The sequence below is a fragment of the Acinetobacter sp. CIP 64.2 genome, from assembly GCF_000369645.1.
Classification (GTDB): domain Bacteria; phylum Pseudomonadota; class Gammaproteobacteria; order Pseudomonadales; family Moraxellaceae; genus Acinetobacter.
Genome location: NZ_KB850120.1, coordinates 61,695 through 81,354 on the forward strand (window position 1 = coordinate 61,695; position 19,660 = coordinate 81,354).

Genomic DNA, 19,660 nt, shown 5'->3' on the forward strand with positions numbered 1-19,660 from the left:
TGTTGCCTTTTCAGGCACTAGTATTCGATAAATCTGGCATAGTTTACCGCATTTTAAAAAATTTCGCCTGTGCTTCTTTAGCAATAAAAAAGACAGGGGCGCCAAATTTCAAAGCAACACTTTAGCCTGCAAAGGCATTTCGTGTTGTGCAGATGGTGATTACCCCAGTAGAGCATTAATATTTGGGTGCTGAGAAAAAATACAAGGCTTTGTATTGAGACAAAGCCTTGTATTTTTAATCACTCAACTGTGGAGCTAGAAGAAGTCAAGCCGAGGCTTATTCAAACTCTGTGGAAGCTCTGGTTTTTTTGCCCATTAAAATTTCAGTGCGTAAAGTTTGAGCCAGCGTTGCACATTCTTCATTCATGCCGTTAATCATGAACGCATGACGGGTCATAATATTGCTCGGGTTTGGCATTGCCACCAATTCATAGTTGTTCTGAATCGTTTTCAGTTGCTCATGGTTTAAATGCAAAGCAGCTTCTTTGGCATGTAAATGCTGTGCCAAACGTTTTGCGGCTTCAAGTGCATCTAATTGCATGGCATCGACAGCACTGGCAACAGCCCCGCGGGTTTGCAAGGCAAAACGTTTATCTTCACGATAACGTTTATACAGTACATCGGCCAAGAGTTGGAAAACAGCACCGACCATCATTAGACACTCAAGTGCATGGGCTTTTTCCGAAGTAGTGGCCAAGCTTGCACCGTCGGCATTAAATTCTTGTACCACCTGAATTTGGGCAGCATCAATTTGATAATGCTTGGCACATAGATCAATACTTTTGTCCAAGAACAGTTGGCACAGTTTGAAATAAGGCACAGAAACAGATTGGTTGACACTGTTGAGCAACTGCTTAGGGTCATAAAACTGGATATTAAGTGCCAAAGCCTGATCGTCCAGCGTGATTGGCTCAACTGGATTTTTTTCAATGCGGGGTTTGGCTTGGGCTTTTGCCTGTTGTTGCGCTTGGGCAACTAAAGTCACTGCATTCTGTTTTTCAAGTGCGAGTGCTTGAGTGAGGCGTTGAATCTCATGTTTGAGATGATTTTCCTGATTGATTTTTGCAAGGTATTCACTGCGGGTTGGGCGCGCAATAGCACGATAAGCCAACCAAATCAGACCATGAATAAATAAAGAAACTAAAATAGCCAGCCATTGAGTCCGTAGGATTTCACCGATGCTCGGTTGGATTAAGGTGATTTCAACTGTACCTACTTTTTTTTCATTTTGCAGTGCATCGCGCACAAACACTTCACCTTGGCGGGTTTTGGCCATACCGCTGGTTGCCAGTACTTGTTTATTGGCATCCAAAATGCGAATGGATGCAACACTTGGGTTGGTTGCATAGCGATTGGCCACCAATGCCAATGAAACGGTATTGGCTGGTTCCAATTCGGAAAGCGTATCTGCCACTAACTGACTGGTCATCAGCTGGCCTTGGCTGGCGCGATTTTCATTGAGTTGATGTGTCGTTGCAATCACCAATAAAAAGGTATGCAATGCAAAACTTACGATCAGTAGGCTAGCAAATAGCCCTTGGCGAGGCGCATTCAAGTTAAACTTCCAAGGCAAATAGATTCATGGGTTATGTTATGATTCTTACAATAGTTGTCGCTCAACCACGAGTCAATTCATGCGAGAAATCATTCTTATATCCTTTCTAGGACCAGATCAACCGAATCAGTTTACTCGATTAATGCAAGTACTATCCGTACATTCTTTGCAAATACTCGATGTAGGTCAGGCTGTTATCCATAATCAACTTACCCTTGGGATTGTTGTGGCTTCGGATAATGAGACTGCAACTGCATTAGCAATGAAAGAGATTCTGATTTTAGCACATGATATTGGCTTAACTGTGCGATTTAAACCAATCTCCAACGCAGAATATGATCAATGGGTGAGTGAAGGTGGACGAACACGCTATATCGTCACCGCACTGGCGCCTGAACTGACGGCTGCACATTTGCAAGCCGTCACTCAAATTGTTTCAGGTCAAGGATTCAATATTGAAACGGTTACGCGATTATCGGGTCGTTTAGAGCTTGATGTTGAAACTGCATTCCCACGCCGTGCCTGCGTACAATTTGGTCTGAGTGGACAGATGTTCGACGCACAAGCCATGCGAGCGGCCTGCCTCAGTTTATCGGGTGAACTCAATATTGATGTGGCGGTACAAGAAGATAATGCCTATCGCCGCAATCGTCGTTTAGTTTGCTTTGATATGGATTCGACCTTGATTGAGCAAGAAGTGATTGATGAGCTGGCATTAGAAGCAGGCGTGGGGGCTCAGGTCGCTGAAATCACTGAACGTGCGATGTTGGGTGAGCTTGATTTTCAGCAAAGTTTCCGTGCCCGTGTTGCGTTGCTCAAGGGTCTAGATGCATCGGTTTTACCTAAAATTGCAGAACGTCTAACGGTGACTGAAGGGGCGGAGCGTCTGATTTCAACGCTGAAAGCATTGGGTTATAAAACCGCGATCCTGTCCGGTGGTTTCCAGTATTTTGCGGAGTATTTACAAGCCAAATTGGGAATTGATGAAGTCCATGCCAACATTCTGGATGTCGAAAATGGTGTGGTGACAGGTAAGGTCAAAGGTGCAATTGTAGATGGTGCACGTAAGGCTGAACTCCTGCGTCAATTGGCCGAGAAGATGGGCATTTCACTTGAGCAGGCCATGGCCGTCGGTGATGGTGCCAATGATTTGCCAATGCTCTCAATTGCAGGTTTAGGCGTTGCGTTCCGTGCCAAACCGCTGGTTCGTCAAAATGCCAATCAAGCGATTTCAAGTGTGGGTTTAGATGGTGTTTTGTATTTGTTGGGTATGCATGACAAAGATTTAAATCGCGCTTAAAACCATGATTCATGTATTAAATAAGGCCGCTTTTTAAAGCGGCCTTATTGATTTTCAGGACGTCACTATTCCGTCATATTTATGTCTAAATGTATAGAAAAACAACAATAAAAAAAATCTGAAAAAAGTTTTTTTAGGGTATAAAACAACGATATTTTTTTGTAATGACACGCCGCAATTGATGCTATATGGAGATTGAGGACTTTTGTAATTTTAAAAAATGTAATGACAAAAGCATATTGCGACAGCTTATGTCGTAAGGTTAATTTCAGGCTCTTCTTTTCTAAAAAAAACCCTCCATAATGCATAAAGACGTTAATGCAACACCAAGTACTGTTTGAGATTACAGAACAAAATAGAGGTCTGAACACAATTGCAGACCACCCTTTTTTAGACGGAGGTTTCTATGGAAGCAGCGAATTTCACCATGTTGGTTGGATTTGGCTTAATCGCTGTCGCAATTATTGCTGTTTTCTTTTCTCCTTATCGTCGTTGGTTAGGTTTTATGTTGGCGGGTATGCTGTGCTGGGGACTGTTAGAGGTGGTACGCTTTGGTGCGCAAACCATATTCGATATGTCCGTGGCCTATAGTTATCTGACTGCCTTGAGCCTCGCGATGATGACGGTTACATTTATTCTTTTACGTGAAGATAAACAAGCACAAAAGCAATTGGCAAATCGCCAGTATATTGAACATACACCTGTATATAAGGATGATCAGCAACAATGTTCTAGCCGATAAATCATAATAATTTGAACAGCAAAAAAGGCATGCTCAGCATGCCTTTTTTGTATTAATTTTCTGCAACAAAGCTTTTACAGACAACTCTACAATTGTGCTAGGATACTGTTGTCTTAATTTTCATCATTATACTGTAGGCATAATTGTCATGAAGCTTTCTTCTTTACCTGTGGTTAAGTTACCTATCGTTGATGTCAGCACTGATCCACTTGATTTGTTGGTGGCAGGTTTGGCGCTACGGATGAAGCAATTGGCACGTACGAGTCCGAAGTTTATTGAATTGGTGCATGATCGTGAATTTCGTATTCAAATTGGTACAGATTTAGGTTTTGCACGTCAGATTATTGTGAATCATGGCAAAATTGATACCGTTGCAGGCAGCCCTCAACAAGCAGATTTCATTTTGCAATTTGCTTCAAGTGAGCAAGGTGTCAAGACTCTCATTAAGGGTGACCCCACTGCATTTATGACGGGGATGCAAGATGGCAGTATCAAAATGGAAGGCGACTTTAGCTTATTGGTTTGGTTTAACCAAGCGGCAAAATTGATTCCACCCAAAGTGCCAAAACCGGTAAAAGAGAAAATTCGTCAAGCACGTGCATTTATTAAAGAAAAAACTGGCAAATAATAAAAGAGCTGTAATCAAAAAACTCCCTCTCGGGAGTTTTTTTATGTTTTGTGATTATTCAACTTCCAGATTAAACGTCACCGGGCCATCATTGATTAAATGAACTTTCATATCGGCCGCAAAAATACCTGTTTGTACCTGATTGAACTGTTGACGGGCATAGTCAACCAGTTGCTCATATAAGGCTTGCGCCTCGGCAGGTGGCATTGCGGGGCCAAAGTCTGGTCGCAAGCCTTTCTGGGTTTGAGCCATTAGGGTAAATTGTGAGACCAGTAGCAGGCCACCATTGGCTTGGCTGAGGTTCCAGCCCATTTTGCCTTGCTCATCATCAAAAATCCGATATTTCAGAATCTTATCAATCAGTTTTTGGCCTTTTTCAAGGTTATCTTCTTTACCTAAGCCTAAAAACACCAAGAGGCCGTGTTGGATCTCACCTGTAGTTTGGCCCTCAACGACAACTTTGGCTTCGAGGACACGTTGAATTAATGCACGCATAGAAAAGTGAAAATTTGTCTGGTAGAGATGTCGCAGTCTAGCAGATTCAGCGGCTTTACATCGAGCTTGAAAAATGTGGGGATTTGCCATGATCTTATTTTTCGATTTATTTTATTAAAATTATCTTTTTTATCTATTGTTAAAATCTTTGTATAGTTGCCGTGCAGGAAAGGTATTTAGATTTTTGGATTTAACAGTATGTTTAAGCGAACATTTTTATTCACAATAATGGCGGCAATGCTCGGCACAGCGTATGCAGCTCCTTTAACAAAAGACAATGGTGCACCTGTGGGTGACAATCAAAACTCAATGACAGCGGGTGCCAATGGTGCAACCTTGTTGCAAGATGTTCAGCTGATTCAGAAGTTGCAACGTTTCGGCCGTGAACGTATCCCAGAGCGTGTGGTACATGCCCGTGGTACAGGGGTTTATGGTGATTTTGTGGCGACCAAAGATCTTTCTGATCTGACCGTTGCTTCTATGTTTAAAGCAGGAACAACCACTCCCGTATTTGTTCGGTTCTCGACCGTGATTCATCCTAAAGGTTCGCCAGAAACCGCGCGTGACCCGCATGGTTTTGCCGTGAAATTCTATACTCAACAGGGGAATTGGGATTTGGTCGGCAATAATCTACCTGTATTCTTTATCCGTGATGCAATCAAGTTCCCTGATTTTGTTCATGCGATGAAGCCTGATCCAGTCACCAATGTCCAAGATCCGAATCGTATTTTTGATTTCTTAAAAAGCCAGCCTTGGTCAATCAATATGTTGACCTATGTCTATTCAAATTTAGGCACACCAGAAAGCTACCGCACGCTAGATGGCTTTGGCGTGCATGCTTTTAAATTCTATAACGACAAAGGTGAATATAAGTACGTGAAGTTCAACTGGCGTTCTAAACAAGGCGTGAAAGGGCTAAACTTAGATCAGGTCAAAGAAGTACAAGGTCGTGACTGGAGTCATTTGACCAATGATATGTACAAAACCATTTATGCGGGTAACTATCCAAAATGGGATCTATATATTCAGGTACTTGATCCCAAAGACCTCGATAAATTTGATTTCAACCCATTAGATGCAACCAAAATCTGGCCGAATGATCTGGTGCCTGAAGTCAAAGTCGGAACCTTAACCCTGAATCGTATGCCAAAGAACTTCTTTCAGGAAACTGAGCAATCTGCGTTTGCTCCAGGCAATTTGATCCCGGGTATTGAGCCATCGGAAGATCGTTTACTGCAAGGTCGTGTCTTCTCTTACTCGGATACACAGTTATATCGCCTAGGCGCCAATCATCAGCAAATTCCTGTAAATCGCCCTCGTGTCGCGGTGAATAACAATAATCAGGAAGGGGCGATGAACATGGGACAGACTGAGTCGCATGTCAATTATGAGCCAAGTACGATTGAACCAAAGCCTTCAACTGAGAGTGCACGTGCGGTTGCTACACCTTTACAAGGAACAGTGATGCAGCATGCGATTCAAAAACAGCAGCCATTTAAACAGGCGGGCGAGTTATATCGGAGTTATTCGGCAACGGAAAAGAATGACTTGATTCGTAACCTGACTGCGGATTTAGGCCAAGTCAAAGATATGGAAACCAAGACCATCATGCTGTCTTACTTCTATAAGGCAGACGCCGACTATGGAACGCGTTTAGCCAAGTCGCTCAATGTTAACCTTAAAAATGTGCAGGCCAAAGCAGCACAATTGCAAGACCAATAATACGTTGAGTATGTGGTAACAGGTGCCGTTATTGTTACCCCCAGCAAGTCCTGTAACCTCAATCGCCTTTCCTGCACCTAGGGTGAGTGTTACAGGCACTCCTTTTTAAATTCAGAGGATGTTGTGATGATTGGTTTAAGAGCGACAGTCTGTGCAATTTGTATCGTGTGCAGTAGTTTATCCATCTCGAGTTATGCGAACCCAGCATCGACTACGGTAAACGGCTCAGAAGAGGTGATTGAGCTGTTCTTTTCAGCAGCAAAAGTGGGCAATACTGAAGTTTTACAAGAATTTTTAAAGCATGGCTTTCCAATTGATATCCAAGATCACTCAGGTTACACCGCATTGATGATGGCGAGTTATTATGGACAGAAAGAGGCGGTTCAGCTGTTGCTGGATCAAAATGCCAATCGCTGTCTTCGGGATAAGCGAGGACATACGGCATTGATGGGAGCCATTGTCAAAGCTGAGTGGAGCATTGCCAAGCAATTGCGTCGGGTGGATTGTGATCCCCATGCTGCGAAAACAGGTCAACTGACCGCTGAGCAGTTTGCGATTGAGTTTGGGCAACTGAAACAGTTGCAGGAAATCCAGCCTGCTGGTTCGGAGTGAGCTAGGATATTGCTTAACTATTTGAATTTAAAAAGACTCCAGGCAAGATTATGACAAGAACAATAACCATCGTCGTAGACAGCCTCATTTCTGGCTAAAAGTATGCTTTAATGCTTGAAATAGAATAGATCCTAAGTCAGTCATGTCTACACCCATTATTCAATCTTTGCTGGATACCGACTTATATAAATTCACCATGTTACAGGTGGTGTTGCATCAGTTTCCGCAAACACATAGTGTTTATTTATTTCGTTGCCGCAATTTAGAAGACACGGTTTATCCCTTAGTTGATATTTTAGATGACTTGAATCAGCAACTGGATTTGCTCTGTGAACTGCGCTTTGCAGAAGATGAATTACAATACCTGCGTTCATTGCGTTTTATTAAAAGTGATTTTGTTGATTACCTCGAATTATTCCAGTTAAAACGTCGTTTTATTCAGGCCAGTATTGATGAGGCTGGACGCTTGGATATCCGAATTGAAGGCCCTATGGTTCAGGCGATGATGTTTGAAATCTTTGTCTTGGCCATCGTCAATGAATTATATTTCCGTCGTATCCGTAGCGATGAGGTTTTGGCCGAGGGTGAACGCCGTCTGCAACAAAAACTGTTGCAGTTACAACATTATGCCCAAGAACAACAAGATAAAGAGCCACCCTTTTTAGTGTCTGACTTTGGCACACGCCGTCGTTATAGTTTTGCATGGCAGAAACATGTGGTCCAAGCCTTTCAGGCTGTTGCACCGAAAGTCTTTCGCGGCACCAGTAATGTATTACTGGCCAAGCAATTGGGGATTAGCCCGATTGGTACCATGGCGCATGAATTCCTACAGGCTTTTCAGGCACTTGATGTGCGTTTGCGTAATTTCCAAAAAGCTGCTTTGGAAGCATGGGTACAAGAATATCGCGGTGATTTGGGCATTGCCCTGACCGATGTGGTCGGTATGGATGCCTTCCTGCGTGATTTTGATTTGTATTTTGCCAAGTTATTTGATGGTCTGCGCCACGACAGTGGTGATCCGTATGAATGGGGTGATAAGGCGTATGCGCATTATCGCAAACTCAAGATTGATACCAAGACCAAGATGTTGACCTTTAGTGATGGTCTGAATTTGGAAAAAGCATGGTTATTGCATCAATATTTTAAAGATCGTTTCCAGGTAAGTTTTGGGATAGGCACCAATTTGACCAATGATATGGGGCAGAAGCCTTTGAATATTGTGTTGAAACTGGTGGAGTGTAATCGTCAGTCGGTGGCGAAAATTTCGGATAGTCCTGGGAAGACCATGACCGATAATGATACTTTCTTGGCGTATTTGCGTCAGGTGTTTGAGATTGAAGAGAACGAAGTTAGTGTCTAAGCAAACAAGTTTAGAGGATGGTGATGGCGGTATCTTACTGGGCATTTTTAAATATTAGGTTCAACCTTCGGTTCGACCTACTTTTCTTTCGGGAAAAGTAGGCAAAACCATTGTCATCCACAAAACCTGCTCATTTTCTTCTTCTATTTTATATTTCGCAGAAACAATACCTTGTAGATATCTCTCAGGTTGTGGATGACGTTTTCGAGTATCCAATTTCATGTGATAGATTATATTAAATCTGAAAAGCATTATGGATATTCATCAGACGGTATATCTTCTTTTCTGCTAAACGAATGCAAAAAATCAGACAAAGATAAAAAGTCGGCTATGCTAAAATCACCCCCAATGCGGATGATAAAACAGCATAACAATGACTGACGTAGATTTTAAACTGGGTTTACTGATTGAGCCTGAACAATTGGTGCCTTATTTAGGCAGCGAATTGATTCGAATTGTCGATTTAAGCCGAGCATCGGTGTATGAACAACTGCATATCCCTCATGCAATGCATTTACAACCTAAATTTCTGGTTGCACAACAAGAACAAGCCAGTGGGGTATTGCCTGATTTAGCAGGTTTACAGGCTTTAATCGAGAAGCTGAATATTTCACCTCAGCATCATGTCGTGGTTTATGACGATGAAGGTGGCGCATGGGCAGGGCGTTTAATCTGGAACTTACATTGCCTTGGTTTTAATCGAACCAGTTTGATTAATGGTGGGATTCATGGCTGGTTGGGGGCAGGTTTGCCGACTACGGCTGAAGTCGACCCCGTAAAACCTGTTGCAGATCTGTTCCAGATCGATTTAGACACGGTACAGCAGCATCGCATTGAATATCACGAATTGTTACAACAGGTCGAACAGGACAATATTCAGCTCTGGGATTGCCGTACCAACGAGGAATATACAGGCTTGCGCTTGGCTGCGCGACGCGGCGGTCACATCCCAAATGCACTGCATTTTGAATGGAGTACTGCCCTAAACCGTGAAAATCATCTAAAATTACACCCGCTTGAACGCACACAACAACGTTTAGAACAATTAGGCTTTAATTTACAACAACCTGTGGTGGTGTACTGTCAGTCTCATCATCGTTCAGGTTTGGCGTATATTTTGGCCAGATTGCTCAACTGGCAAGTTAGAGCCTATGACGGTGCGTGGAGTGAATGGGGCAATCGCCTCGATAGTCCTATTATTTCAGGGGAGTCACCGTCTTGAGTTTTGCAGCAGATTTAAAAAAGCAACTCTTTATCAAAGCACAGAATCTTGTGCCGCAACACCAACTGAGCCGTGTGGTCGGTAAAGTTGCCGCAAGTGAAAATGTCTTGGTAAAAACTGCTGTGATTCAGGCATTCAAAGCAAAATACGGCATTGATATGAGCATTGCAGCGCAAAGCAATGCACTGCAATACAAATCATTTAATGAATTTTTCACCCGTGCGTTAAAAGAAGGTGTCCGTGGCATCGATGAACAAGCGGATAGCATTGTTTGTCCAGCTGATGGTGCGATTTCGCAGCTCGGTAAAATTGAAGCGGGTGATATTTTCCAAGCCAAAGGCCAAAGCTTTTCTGCTGAAAAATTGATTGGTGATCCGCAGTTGGCGAAACCATTTATTGATGGTCAATTTGCAACCGTGTATTTATCGCCAAAAGATTACCATCGTGTGCATATGCCATTGGCAGGTACTTTGACCGAAACTTTATATATTCCGGGTGAGTTGTTCTCGGTCAACCAAACCACGGCTGAAAATGTACCAGGTTTGTTTGCACGTAATGAACGTATGGTGTGTTTATTTGATACCGAACTGGGTCGTATGGCGGTGGTTTTAGTGGGTGCAATGATTGTGGCTGGGATTGAAACGGTTGCAACGGGCAAGGTAAAACCGTCGGGCAAAGTTGAATTGCAGCATCACCAAATGAAATTGGAGAAAGGTGCCGAGTTAGGGCGCTTCTACCTAGGCTCAACCGCAGTAGTTTTATTTGAACAAGATAAAATGGTTTGGGAAGAACAGTTTAAAGCCAATTCGACAGTGGTGATGGGTGAGCGTTTAGGTCATTCGATTTAAGCTTACAAAATCATTTTAAAAGCCCTTTAAAACGTTTAAAGGGCTTTTATCTTTTGTATAAACTGTATTAAATGAATTAGAAAATTTTCATATGATATTTATGAATCAGTATTATTTTATTAAATTTGCCTCTTTAACCATAGATAGTAAGTCTTCCTCTAAATGATCATTCCTCCATCGCCACTCACATTCTTTTAAATGTAAATCAAAATATTTGGAAACCCCATTAAATTTAGATAGTCGGCATTCACAAAAAATCCAAAATAATTTAAGTTCCCGATTGTTAGATGAAAATGAAATGAACTTTGAATATTCTAAAGAAATTAAAAAAGTGTAATTCATATTTTGGTTAGTATTTTTATCGGTGTTTTTTCTAAAAAAAAATTAACCTATGGTATTCATCGACAGGGGTGAAATCTATAAAAACATTCTTCTCTTTTTCATAAATAGATAGTACTAATTTATGGAGATTTAAATGTTTATTGTCTTTTGTATATCCCAAATTAGATCTCATTTTTGTTCTCTTTAAATAAATCAAATTTCTAAATTTTTTATACCAATAATTCACAGTATTTCTATTTATTTTTGTTAGTTCTGCTGTTTCAGATGCTGTATTATCTTGGCAAAACATACTTATCAATATTTTTAATTTTTGAGGACTTAGTCTCATTTTAAAAAACTCTTTTTATAAAGGAAAGTGCTAACTTAATAACCTATTTTTCAATTAGATACATGCCAATATTGCGGTGAACTAGTCTAGGTCTATTTTTTTTTAATTCTATTTGTTAGAGAACTATTATAAGTTTTGATTTCCAGGAAAATATATTTAAGAACTGGGGATATTTTTATATGGTGTGGGGAGTTTTTATGAGTTGCTATTTGATATTTATAATGGTTGAATATTATTGTTTTATTAAAAAGCTACTTGTGAAGAAAATCTAGAAACACTAAAAATAAATATTAAATAAGCTTAAATATAATAATTTTATTAAAAAAGATCATTAGGATCTTTATATGAGGTAATACCATGAACTCTGATACTCAAACAAATGTACAAAAACTTAATGCTGCATGGAAAGAGGTCGTAACGAAAGCCCTCGGTCTGGATAGTTCGTTTAAACTAGCTCAGGGCAGTTTAGGTCTTCAAACCAGCGACAGTAGTGGCCTATTTAGTATGGCTGATGCTATTCCACCCAACACAGATCTTTACGATGCAGGCAGCGTGGCAACGTTTTCTGGTGGTTACAAGATGCTCTTGCAAGCACTTTTAGCTGAGCAAGGTACAGATCTCGCCACCTATCTCGGCGACAATTATATCAATTGGATCAATTACAGGAATGCCTACTTTAACGCGAACCCGATGAGCGAAGATTCTCAAGAGGCGGTCTTCAAGAAGTTTGCTAACCAACGCTTGGATCCTCAGAGTATCCCTGGAGCTCTTTCTGCATTCCAGAAGCAGGCTCAGGCACCACTGAATTTAGCCTTGGATGCGGTCCGAAAAACCTCAAACTACCAGCAATTCACCAGCACATCAGGTCAAATTACAACGTTACCAATCTATGCCCCAACCCTAGACAATGCCAAGACTCAGCTCAATGCGGGGGCTGGTCCGTTCACGATCGACTTCGACTCGACTGAAACAGAGAAAACGCTGACTCAAACCCAAATTGACGGAGCCGCAAGTGGATTCTGGAATATATTTGATGGTGGTGCGACAGCAAACTTTGATAAGCTCAATGCAAAAGCTGCTAGTTCTGGTTTTACCATCCAAGGTCAAATTAACAAGATAGCTACACTTAGCGTTACGCGTGGTAATTGGTACTCAGATAATGAGTACAAACGCGCCATTAATGCCAAAAATGATATGAGTGTCTGGGATCCACAAAGCAATGCCGGAAATTGGGGTTCATTTTTCAATCAGCCTGATGGGAGTCTTGCCCGTCGGGTCAGTCAAATCGTCCTAGTCAGCGATTACGAATTCACTGTTACCAGCAATGCGACATATAGTGATCAGGAATATCAACAGATTAAGACCTCAGCGACATTTGGTATTTGGCCATTTTTCTCTGCGAGTGCTTCAGCAACACACACCACTGACGTACAACTTTCTAGCTTTGGTAAATTAGTAACCACATTCAAACTGGATAAAGGATTATTCCAAATTTGGGGCGTAACGGTTCAGGATGCTTCCTAAGCGCTTCAGCTTTGTACATTGGTTAGCTATGCCATTGCCGTTGTTGGGATGATAAGTCACCCAGATTGAGTCCAGTCATTCATAAAAGGGATCTCTTATTTACCCAAACAATCCAAATGGTCAAAAATGAAAGGTTGGAATGCTTTAACCAGTAAAGTTTATGAAAAGACAGCAGTGTTAGGCTTCCATTCAACAAACTAGTCTAGTGTCATTTTAAGGCACTAGACTACCAAAATAGATATATCGGTCTAGGGGCACGCAGATTTATCTCTGTTGCGCTTTGTCTTAGGAGCTAAGCTTTTAAAGGCTGCCGATTTATCTGTATTAATTTTATAAGGAATGAATTATGAAAATGAATATAAGATCTTATCCCATATTAATAATTTCAGTATTTTTTACATCCTCTGTTTTTGCTGCAATTCCAGATTGTGGCAAGCTACCAGACTACGTTAGAGAGTTTGATCGTAGTATGAGAGTCTGTGTCAAAAATGCAAATATGTGTGGTACAGGTAAGGACAAAATCGTAACACAGGTATTCTCAAATAATGAAGGTAAACTTCCAAAATTAAAAAGTCCTTTTAGTTACGTAGAAGGAAAATATTTTGAACAAGGTCAATTTGATAAATATAATAAATTTAGGCTCGTTGTGAAGGTAGACGGGGGAAATAATTTTTCAGAAAGATACTATACATCTGATCATTATATAACTTTCTGTAAGTTGCCATAAAAAGCTTATATCAATAGGCTCATGCGAATCTTAATTTTTTAAGCTATTGAAACAAAAAGGACATAACCCAATTTGATTTTCGGTCAAGAAAAGAAAAGTAAGTTATGTCCCTCTTTAAATTTAGGCTCTGTCCTATTAACGGTTTAAAGATAACAAGCGTGCGGGATAGTACATAAAAACGTCTAAATCTTCATTCATTTTGCAATCTAAAAAAATCTCCTATCCGGAATACAAGAAAATAAGGATTTTCCATTCAACAACTTTCGACTTAACATAATAAATTTTTTTAATTTATTTCTTAAATAATCTTCATATTGGTCAAAAGGGTTAATTTGAAATAAATCATATTTTGTATAAGTTATTTGGGCATGTTTTGCGCAACATGATCCAAACCATGTACGTTTTTGCTTACAGCAATTCAGGGCAATGTCCCATTTTCAACCTAAGCTGAATTGCCTAAGATCAACTCATCAGGAACAGGAAGTTCCAGAACATAAAACAAGAATGATAAGTTTGCGCATCAGGATGTGAGATATGACAGGAGTTGTATCTAGTGAAAGGAATACGAAAAAGCCCGACAGGATGTCGGGCTTTTTTCATTTGAGCTAAAACTCAGTAAGTTTTTAAGTTCATCTGCTTGGAACTGTAATAGGCATGAATCGCGTCTGCACAGCTATTAATGATCGGGTCTTCATCTTTTTTCCAGATGAGTTTTACTTCGCTAAGTGTGTTTTTATCTTGAAGGGGAATCAGTCTGACATCGCTCGGCAAAATTACTTTAAATTCTTCAGGCACAATACAAATGCCAAAGCCATTGGCGACCAGTTCCAATTGAGACCTTTTTCTTGAATAAATTCGGGTTCTTTTTGGACTAAAGCCGTTAACTAAACATAAATTGGCTGCCAAATAACTTAAACCACCACGTGCTTTATGCGGGACAGAGACAAAATTTAAGGACGCCAATTCACGGATCGAGATACTTTCTTTTTCACTTAACAATGGGTCTGAGACATGGGCAGCGACATATAAAGGTGCGGTATATAAACTGATGGTATTTACATCATTTAAATTGTGATAAATCGGCGGTCGAATAAAGCCCAGATCAATAGTGCCATTCAACAAATATTCCAATTGTAATTCAGAGGATAGGGTATTCATTTCGATATCAATGTTATGACGATCACAAAGCTGCTCAAAAATTTCCAGCTTGCTTTGGTCCAACACAATACTGCTGGAATGGGCAATTTTAATGATTCGACCTTCACCCCGACTGATACTTTGGGCGCTGACAATTGAACTTTTTAAATGATCAATATTGCTTTTTAAACTTTTATACAGTGCTTCACCTGCAGGTGTGAGTCTAATTTTCTTTTCAGATCGATCAAAAATTTCAAAACCGATTTCTTCTTCTAAATTTTTAATTTGTCTGCTCAGGGCAGATTGAGCAATAAACAACTTCTCCGAGGCAGCAATAAAGCCCCCAGTTTCTACAATCGTGATTAGATAATTAAATTGTTTGAATGTCCACATATCTCAAAATTAGATCAGTGCTTGTTTTTTCTATATTAGATTAGATGGAAGAAATCTTATACCTTTTTTATAGATCCTTGATTCAGGTCGCTGACGATGACAATGAGAAATAAGATTTTGACCTTGATTGCTGCTGTAGTGATTTGTCTACTGGCACACAGCTATGATCAGTATATGGGGGTGATGACGACAGAGCAGCCGATTGATTTATTGGGAGATTGATAAGTTTTCCGTACCTAGTTCCATATAATCCCTCACTGTTTAAAGGGTGAGAAAGCTCAGCAGTGTACGCTTTTTCTTACACGAATTAGAGGCAATGTCCCATTTTCCGACTCAGTTGAATTGCCTAATATGAACTCATCAGGAACAGGATGTTCCAAAACATAAAACAAGAATGATAAGTTTGCGCATCAGGATGTGAGATATGACAGGAGTTGTATCTAGTGAAAGGAATACGGAAAAGCCCGACTAGGATGTCGGGCTTTTTTATGCGTGATGGATTTGTTTTTGCCACAGCTCAATCAACAATTGCATGGATTTGCTCAGTGGCTTATACGCAGGCCAAATCGCATGAATCGGCATATCTAGCCCATTGGTGGTATCGAGAAAAGCTAAGCGAACCAGACTGTGTTTGGCAAAATGCGTTTGCACTACGGAAAGGGGGAAATTACCCCAACCGAGACCTTGTTCCACCATATCAATGGCCATAGATAAATTATCGCTATACCAATAAGAATCTGAGACCAATACCCGACTATCAGGTAATGGATAATGCTTGCTCGCCACAATAATCTGTCTGAGTTCAGACAACATGATCAGTTCATTTTTATTATGCGCTTTCAGCTGTTGCGCATCTTTGGGTGAAACGGCTGCAACAAATTGTTCCATACCCAGCAAACGGAAGCGTTCATTGTTATCGAGTTGTGATGAGCTATAGGCGATATACAGATCAATTTCGTTATTGTGTAGCCGTGTTTTGAGCTCCTGTTGGGGTGCACTAACCAATTCAATATTGAGTAATGGATAGTGTTGAATCAGCTGTTCAATTCCTGCCAATAAAAATTTTTGATTCACATCTGCGGCGATGCCAATGCAGAGATTGGTCTCGAGTCCAGTTGAAAGTTCGGTCAGATGCAGGTCGAGCTGACCTAATTTGGTCACAATCAGTCGGGCGTGCGGTTCGATTGAAAGCGCGACTTCGGTGGGGGCAAGATGATTTTTACTACGTTCAAATAGTTTTAAATTCAACTCTGCTTCGAGATTGGCAATCGCCATGCTAACTGCGGACGGCACTCGATTTAAAGCACGTGCCGCTGCGGAAAAATTACCACGATCCATAATTTCCAGAATCAGTTCAAGCTGCTCACGACTGAGTTTCATGGCAATTCCTTTGTCAGTAAATCTGATGACGATTGACTTTTTTTATCAAATTTAAAGCGTAAAATCCACCCATTATTGATTTTAAGGTGTGGTCATGCAAGGAACCAAGAGAAGAGTCACTTACGTATTTTTCTATGAAGTTTTTAGCTTTTTTATCTGTGCGATGGTATTGGCAGTGCTTTCGGGCACCACCATCAGTCATACAGGGCCTTTGTCGATCTTGATTGCGATGATCGCAGTGACGGTGAATTTCGTTTATAACGCTGTATTTGAGATGTGGGAAAAGAAGCAGATCTCAAAAAAAAGGACAGTACTCAGACGTGTGGCACATGCCATTGGTTTTCAAATTGTCTTGGTGATGATTTTGATTCCGTTGATTGCCTGGTGGATGCAGATCAGTTTAGTTAAAGCCTTCTTGCTCGATTTTAGTTTGATGGTGCTGATCCCCTGTTATACCTTTGTTTATAATTACTTTTTTGATCATATTTTTGGTTTACCCAGCCATTTGCTTGACCCAGCAGCGCTGAGTGCCAAAACCAGTTCTTAATTGACAGTTTTATGCTTAAATTCATAAAAAAGGGTGCATAAAATGCACCCTTTTTTATGTGAAATATAAATCATTAGTGTGGCTGAATTTAAATCATTAAAGTCGAATCCAGGTCATATTGCGGAAACTATTATTGCTTGGGTTTTTCGCATTGATACTCAACATTTTACCTGTTTTACTTAAACGGCCACTCAGGCTGTATTTTTGACCATCATAAGGATTGAGCCAAACACCTTGTCCAAATTCTTCATTTTGGTTCAGCATTTTCAGCCCTGTTAATACTTCCATGCCGATGATTTGCTGATTCTTTAAGGTGCCCGTACAGGCTGTACATAAGGTAGGTGCTGCTTCCTTGGCTGAAGGATACATTTTGACAATCACGGCACTGTATTGTTCGGTTGCAGAATGCCTGCGAATCACGATATCAGACAGGTACGAACCCGTACGTTCATCCACTACTTTCCACGTCCCAATCAGTGGGTCAGTCGGTGCAGCATGAATTGCCAAAGGCATATTGAGTCCAAGTAAGAGAATACAAGCACGAAGAAAAGGTGTATTTAGCATGAGGAATACATCTGAAAAATAGAAATGATGAAATGAAACAACAGTTTATTATATTATTTTAGTGGAATGATCACATCCTGTTTCAGGGAACTTGGCAGTTCCCTGACAGGTTTAAATCATGCGGTATAAGCGTTCTTTAGGGAACACCGCAGTAAAGGTCGAACCTTCATTTTCTTTAGAGCTAATTTCTAAGTATGCGCCGTGTTGCATCAACACGTGTTTCACAATTGCCAATCCAAGTCCAGTTCCACCTGTTTGACGGCTACGTGCGCTATCAACACGATAGAAACGTTCAGTTAAACGCGGCAAATGTTTTGGGTTAATCCCGATCCCATTATCCTGTACGGTAAAGTAAGCATGATCACCATCTTCATGCCAACCAATGGTGATAATACCGCCAGCAGGGGTATATTTAATCGCATTGGTAATTAAATTGCTAAAGGCGCTGGCAATTTCGATATCGGAACCAATCAGGTCACAATGACTATCAATATCCAGATTTAAGGTATGACCGTAATCGAGATTGTAGGCACGTGCATCATCAAAGATTTGGTTCATCAGATTAGCCATATCAATGATCTGATTCTTAGCAACTTTTTTATTATTTTCTAAGTTAGATAATAGTAGCAAGTCATTGACCAACGCATTCATGCGTTTGGTTTGAGACTGCATCTGGGTAAAAGCACGTTTCCAACGTGGGGTAATATCATCTTGATCAATAAAGGTTTCGATATAGCCACTGAGTACGGTAAGCGGTGTACGTAATTCATGTGAAATATTATCGACAAAGTCTTTACGCATCTGCTCCAGATTATGTACTCGTGTGGTGTCGTAAGCGACCAATAGACGACTTTCGCCACCGAAGCGGGTCAGTTTGACTTGCACATAACGATCTTCATCCATCTGCGCTTGCAGGCGGATGCCATCAGGAGATTGATCACTGTGGTTAAAATATTCAATAAAACTGGGTTGGCGCAATATCGACAATAAATTACGGCCACGATCTAAAGGACTAATCCCTAACAGTTTTTCAGCGGCAGGATTCCACCATTCAATTTGGTGTTGATCATCAATTAAAACCACGGCTTCGGCCAAGGCCACTAAAGAGGATTGCGCCCGATCAATCAAACCGACCATTTCAGCTTGAACAATGCGTTCTTGACGTTGTGCACGATAAACATTAAACAGTAATGCACCCCAAATCCCGTTTAGATTGGGTGGGACATCATAAGGACGATTGGAAATCCATTCATTGACCAGATAAAGCGAGCGGAGCTGTAGCATGAAAAACAGCACAAAGGCAATAAAAATACAGCTCCAGAAGTAACCCACCCCGAATCCGACTAAGCTTGCAATCAATAAGAAAAAAAGTAACAGTCTTAAATCTTGTTTTGCAAATGTCCATAAACTGCTGTAACGAAAACGTTGGTGTTCACGTGCCAGTTCAGGGACGGGGTAAGGCTCATACATAAAGGATTTTTAACCTACTGCTAAATCTGCTCGTGTCGAGAAACGGTAACCTGTGCCACGAACAGTTTGCACAAAACGATCAACACCAAAAGGCTCTAACACTTTGCGTAAACGACGGATATGCACATCAATGGTACGGTCTTCGATATAGACATTACCACCCCAGACTTGATCTAGGAGTTGAGCACGGGTGTAGGCGCGCTCAGGATGGGTCATGAAGAAGGCCAATAAACGATATTCGGTTGGACCCATATCTAAAATACTGTTGCCAAAACTGACGCGCTGGCTGACAGGATCTAGTAATAAGCCATTGGCATCAATGACTTTTTCACCGCTCAATGCATTGGCACGACGTAACACCGCTTTGATACGAGACACCAGTTCACGGGTTGAAAATGGCTTGGTCATGTAATCATCGGCACCTGCGTCCAGACCTTGTACTTTATGGTCTTCTTCGCCACGTGCAGTCAGCATGATTACAGGAATTTCGGCCAAGTTTTCATCGCGTTTGAGCCGGCGACATAAGTCTACGCCGCTCACGCCACCTGGTAGCATCCAATCCAGCAAAATAAGCGCAGGACGCTGATCAACGATAATCTGATGCGCTTGTTTGGCATCCTCAGCTTGTAAACATTGGAAGCCTGCCATGTCTAAAGAGGTATGGATCATTTCGCGGATCGGTAGCTCATCATCGACAATTAAAATATAGTCATCTTTCACAGCGCAATACCCTTAAAATCTGTAACGGTTTAACCGTTTTGTTG

Annotated in this window: 18 protein-coding genes; 11 read left to right on the forward strand and 7 right to left on the reverse strand. The window is 41.0% G+C overall.

The features are described from left to right. Positions 1–277: 277 nt before the first annotated feature. Entirely contained in the window at positions 278–1,573 is a 1,296-nt protein-coding gene (locus F895_RS18410) for a hypothetical protein (protein ID WP_171057842.1), read from the reverse strand. A 61-nt stretch (positions 1,574–1,634) separates the two neighbouring features. On the opposite strand from F895_RS18410, the gene serB reads away from it, so the two are divergent. The 3 genes from serB (at position 1,635) to F895_RS18395 (ending at position 4,225) form a co-directional block, all read left to right on the forward strand. After that, on the forward strand, positions 1,635–2,855 hold the full coding sequence (gene serB / locus F895_RS18405; RefSeq protein WP_005238034.1) for a phosphoserine phosphatase SerB: 1,221 nt from the start codon (positions 1,635–1,637) through the stop codon (positions 2,853–2,855). Positions 2,856–3,261: 406 nt separating this feature from the next. Next, positions 3,262–3,597 (forward strand): ciprofloxacin tolerance protein AciT, encoded by a 336-nt coding sequence (aciT, locus tag F895_RS18400; RefSeq protein WP_005238035.1) that lies wholly within the window; start codon positions 3,262–3,264, stop codon positions 3,595–3,597. 148 nt (positions 3,598–3,745) lie between these two features. Continuing rightward, entirely contained in the window at positions 3,746–4,225 is a 480-nt protein-coding gene (locus tag F895_RS18395; RefSeq protein WP_005238037.1) for a hypothetical protein, read from the forward strand. Positions 4,226–4,279: 54 nt separating this feature from the next. On the opposite strand, the gene dtd is transcribed toward F895_RS18395, so the two are convergent. After that, positions 4,280–4,720, reverse strand: coding sequence for a D-aminoacyl-tRNA deacylase (dtd, locus tag F895_RS18390; protein ID WP_010589860.1), 441 nt, complete (start codon positions 4,718–4,720; stop codon positions 4,280–4,282). A gap of 198 nt (positions 4,721–4,918) precedes the next feature. On the opposite strand from dtd, the gene F895_RS18385 reads away from it, so the two are divergent. The 7 genes from F895_RS18385 to F895_RS18345 all read left to right on the forward strand — a co-directional run bounded on the left by F895_RS18385 (position 4,919) and on the right by F895_RS18345 (position 13,405). Then, complete coding sequence (locus F895_RS18385; RefSeq protein ID WP_005238040.1) at positions 4,919–6,442, forward strand: catalase; 1,524 nt, start codon at positions 4,919–4,921, stop codon at positions 6,440–6,442. 126 nt (positions 6,443–6,568) lie between these two features. Further along, positions 6,569–7,054: an ankyrin repeat domain-containing protein gene (locus tag F895_RS18380; protein WP_005238042.1), complete on the forward strand. Its 486-nt coding sequence runs from the start codon at positions 6,569–6,571 to the stop codon at positions 7,052–7,054. A 142-nt stretch (positions 7,055–7,196) separates the two neighbouring features. Beyond that, positions 7,197–8,414 carry a nicotinate phosphoribosyltransferase gene (gene pncB, locus F895_RS18375; protein ID WP_005238043.1) on the forward strand — a complete coding sequence of 406 codons (1,218 nt, stop codon included), beginning with the start codon at positions 7,197–7,199 and terminating at the stop codon, positions 8,412–8,414. Positions 8,415–8,787: 373 nt separating this feature from the next. Then, positions 8,788–9,636, forward strand: coding sequence for a sulfurtransferase (locus tag F895_RS18365; RefSeq protein ID WP_005238045.1), 849 nt, complete (start codon positions 8,788–8,790; stop codon positions 9,634–9,636). Then, positions 9,633–10,484, forward strand: a complete 852-nt coding sequence (gene asd / locus F895_RS18360) for an archaetidylserine decarboxylase (protein ID WP_005238046.1) — start codon at positions 9,633–9,635, stop codon at positions 10,482–10,484. Before F895_RS18365 ends, asd begins: the two co-directional genes overlap by 4 nt. A gap of 1,027 nt (positions 10,485–11,511) precedes the next feature. Continuing rightward, positions 11,512–12,678 carry a hypothetical protein gene (locus F895_RS18350; RefSeq protein ID WP_005238048.1) on the forward strand — a complete coding sequence of 389 codons (1,167 nt, stop codon included), beginning with the start codon at positions 11,512–11,514 and terminating at the stop codon, positions 12,676–12,678. Between the two features lie 346 nt (positions 12,679–13,024). Next, entirely contained in the window at positions 13,025–13,405 is a 381-nt protein-coding gene (locus F895_RS18345) for a ribonuclease domain-containing protein (RefSeq protein ID WP_005238049.1), read from the forward strand. Positions 13,406–14,017: 612 nt separating this feature from the next. Here F895_RS18345 and F895_RS18340 read toward each other — a convergent pair. Next, positions 14,018–14,935 carry a LysR family transcriptional regulator gene (locus F895_RS18340; RefSeq protein ID WP_005238050.1) on the reverse strand — a complete coding sequence of 306 codons (918 nt, stop codon included), beginning with the start codon at positions 14,933–14,935 and terminating at the stop codon, positions 14,018–14,020. Positions 14,936–15,421: 486 nt separating this feature from the next. Next, a complete protein-coding gene (locus F895_RS18335; protein WP_005238051.1) occupies positions 15,422–16,315 on the reverse strand; it encodes a LysR family transcriptional regulator in 894 nt (297 codons plus the stop codon). A gap of 94 nt (positions 16,316–16,409) precedes the next feature. Here F895_RS18335 and F895_RS18330 point away from each other — a divergent pair, with 94 nt between their 5' ends. Next, positions 16,410–16,862, forward strand: a complete 453-nt coding sequence (locus F895_RS18330; RefSeq protein ID WP_005238052.1) for a PACE efflux transporter — start codon at positions 16,410–16,412, stop codon at positions 16,860–16,862. A 96-nt stretch (positions 16,863–16,958) separates the two neighbouring features. Here the strand turns inward: F895_RS18330 and F895_RS18325 are convergent, their stop codons facing one another. The 3 genes from F895_RS18325 to phoB form a co-directional block, all read right to left on the reverse strand. Continuing rightward, positions 16,959–17,426 carry a DUF2147 domain-containing protein gene (locus tag F895_RS18325; protein ID WP_005238053.1) on the reverse strand — a complete coding sequence of 156 codons (468 nt, stop codon included), beginning with the start codon at positions 17,424–17,426 and terminating at the stop codon, positions 16,959–16,961. A gap of 111 nt (positions 17,427–17,537) precedes the next feature. Then, entirely contained in the window at positions 17,538–18,896 is a 1,359-nt protein-coding gene (phoR, locus tag F895_RS18320; protein ID WP_005238054.1) for a phosphate regulon sensor histidine kinase PhoR, read from the reverse strand. Positions 18,897–18,905: 9 nt separating this feature from the next. Continuing rightward, positions 18,906–19,616: a phosphate regulon transcriptional regulator PhoB gene (gene phoB, locus F895_RS18315; RefSeq protein ID WP_004657056.1), complete on the reverse strand. Its 711-nt coding sequence runs from the start codon at positions 19,614–19,616 to the stop codon at positions 18,906–18,908. Between the last annotated feature and the right edge of the window lie 44 nt (positions 19,617–19,660).

Excerpts from the sequence above, each read along its gene's own strand:
- F895_RS18365 (WP_005238045.1), top strand. The coding sequence starts at position 8,788 with ATGACTGACGTAGATTTTAAACTGGGTTTACTGATTGAGCCTGAACAA.
- serB (WP_005238034.1), top strand. The coding sequence starts at position 1,635 with ATGCGAGAAATCATTCTTATATCCTTTCTAGGACCAGATCAACCGAAT.
- F895_RS18345 (WP_005238049.1), top strand. The coding sequence starts at position 13,025 with ATGAAAATGAATATAAGATCTTATCCCATATTAATAATTTCAGTATTT.
- F895_RS18340 (WP_005238050.1), bottom strand. The coding sequence starts at position 14,935 with ATGTGGACATTCAAACAATTTAATTATCTAATCACGATTGTAGAAACT.
- F895_RS18385 (WP_005238040.1), top strand. The coding sequence starts at position 4,919 with ATGTTTAAGCGAACATTTTTATTCACAATAATGGCGGCAATGCTCGGC.
- F895_RS18330 (WP_005238052.1), top strand. The coding sequence starts at position 16,410 with ATGCAAGGAACCAAGAGAAGAGTCACTTACGTATTTTTCTATGAAGTT.
- F895_RS18335 (WP_005238051.1), bottom strand. The coding sequence starts at position 16,315 with ATGAAACTCAGTCGTGAGCAGCTTGAACTGATTCTGGAAATTATGGAT.
- F895_RS18380 (WP_005238042.1), top strand. The coding sequence starts at position 6,569 with ATGATTGGTTTAAGAGCGACAGTCTGTGCAATTTGTATCGTGTGCAGT.
- phoR (WP_005238054.1), bottom strand. The coding sequence starts at position 18,896 with ATGTATGAGCCTTACCCCGTCCCTGAACTGGCACGTGAACACCAACGT.
- F895_RS18395 (WP_005238037.1), top strand. The coding sequence starts at position 3,746 with ATGAAGCTTTCTTCTTTACCTGTGGTTAAGTTACCTATCGTTGATGTC.
- F895_RS18325 (WP_005238053.1), bottom strand. The coding sequence starts at position 17,426 with ATGCTAAATACACCTTTTCTTCGTGCTTGTATTCTCTTACTTGGACTC.
- aciT (WP_005238035.1), top strand. The coding sequence starts at position 3,262 with ATGGAAGCAGCGAATTTCACCATGTTGGTTGGATTTGGCTTAATCGCT.
- F895_RS18350 (WP_005238048.1), top strand. The coding sequence starts at position 11,512 with ATGAACTCTGATACTCAAACAAATGTACAAAAACTTAATGCTGCATGG.
- pncB (WP_005238043.1), top strand. The coding sequence starts at position 7,197 with ATGTCTACACCCATTATTCAATCTTTGCTGGATACCGACTTATATAAA.
- dtd (WP_010589860.1), bottom strand. The coding sequence starts at position 4,720 with ATGCGTGCATTAATTCAACGTGTCCTCGAAGCCAAAGTTGTCGTTGAG.